Annotated in this window: 1 rRNA gene; it reads right to left on the reverse strand. The window is 54.0% G+C overall.

Annotated elements, in window-relative coordinates:
* Nucleotides 1-49: 49 nt before the first annotated feature.
* A 16S ribosomal RNA gene (locus J3E06_RS08490) occupies nucleotides 50-1,516 on the reverse strand.
* Nucleotides 1,517-1,618: the final 102 nt, after the last annotated feature.

Below are 1,618 nucleotides of genomic sequence, written 5' to 3' on the forward strand. Positions count from 1 at the left end.
AGCCCACAATCTTTTAGTGCCTATTAACGACCTATCATCTTAACTTTCTAGGAGGTGATCCAGCCGCAGGTTCCCCTACGGCTACCTTGTTACGACTTCACCCTCCTCGCTGAACCCAGGTTCGATCTTAGCCGAAGGCCAAAACCTCACCTCAACCCAACTCGGATGGTGTGACGGGCGGTGTGTGCAAGGAGCAGGGACACATTCACCGCAGTATTATGAACTGCGATTACTACGGATTCCAGCTTCACGTGGGCGAGTTACAGCCCACGATCCGAACTACGACAGGGTTTAGGAGATTTGCGTCCCTTTTCAGGGTAGCATCCCATTGTCCCAGCCATTGTAGCCCGCGTGTAGCCCAGGAGATTCGGGGCATGCGGACCTATCGTTGCCCGCTCCTTCCTCTGACTTAGCGCCAGCGGTCCCCTATGAGTGCGTTTCCTCCGGAGAAGAAACTAGCAACATAGGGCACGGGTCTCGCTCGTTACCTGACTTAACAGGACGCCTCGCGGTACGAGCTGACGATGGCCATGCACCACCTCTCAGCGCTTCAGACAAGGTCGTCAACCTGGTCATCATAATGCTGTCGCTCCTGGTGAGATGCCCGGCGTTGAATCCAATTAAACCGCAGGCTCCACCCGTTGTGGTGCTCCCCCGCCAATTCCTTTAAGTTTCAGTCTTGCGACCGTACTCCCCAGGTGGCGAACTTAACGGCTTCCCTTCGGCACTAGATAGGCACAGAGCCTACCTAACACCTAGTTCGCAGAGTTTACGGCCAGGACTACCCGGGTATCTAATCCGGTTCGCGCCCCTGGCTTTCGTCCCTCACCGTCGGACCCGTTCCAGACAAGTGCCTTCGCCATAGGTGGTCCTCCAAGGATCAACACATTCCACCGCTACCCTTGGAGTACCCTTGTCCTCTCCCGGTCCCAAGTCTAGCAGTATCCCTGCCAGTCCTCTGGTTAAGCCAGAGGATTTAAACAGGGACTTACTAAACCGGCTACGGACGCTTTAGACCCAATAAGAGTGGTCACCACTTGGGCCGTCGGTGTTACCGCGGCTGCTGGCACCGAACTTGCCCAGCCCTTATTCTTTAAGCTATTTACACTTACTAAAAGCCTATGAGTTACATAGGCACTTGGAGTCCCCCCGTCGCACTTTCGTGCATTGCGGAGGTTTCGCGCCTGCTGCGCCCCGTAGGGCCTGGGGCCGTGTCTCAGTCCCCATCTCCGGGCTCCCTCTCTCAAGGCCCGTATCGATCGTAGGCTTGGTGGGCCATTACCCCACCAACTACCTAATCGAGCGCAGTCCTATCCTCAAGCGCATATGCTTTCAGAAAAAGATTATTCCAAACCTTTTTTCTTATGGGGTATTATCCTCAGTTTCCCAAGGTTATGCCCCACTTGAGGGTAAGTTAACCACGTGATAATGAGCCGTCCGCCATGGCCGAAGCCATAGACTCGCATGGCTTAGTCGAACTCCAATAGCAGTGACCTCCGGCGGGATCAACCGGAATTAGTTGCTTACGGATAAGCAACTACTCTCGTGGAGTCGGTCAGTATTTCATTTAAAGGAAATGACTTGGTCGTTAATAGGTTTCACAAGATTGTGGGCTTAC

Origin of the sequence: Methanococcus voltae (assembly GCF_024807655.1) — an archaeon.
GTDB classification, from domain to species: domain Archaea; phylum AGJL01; class Methanococci; order Methanococcales; family Methanococcaceae; genus Methanococcus; species Methanococcus voltae_D.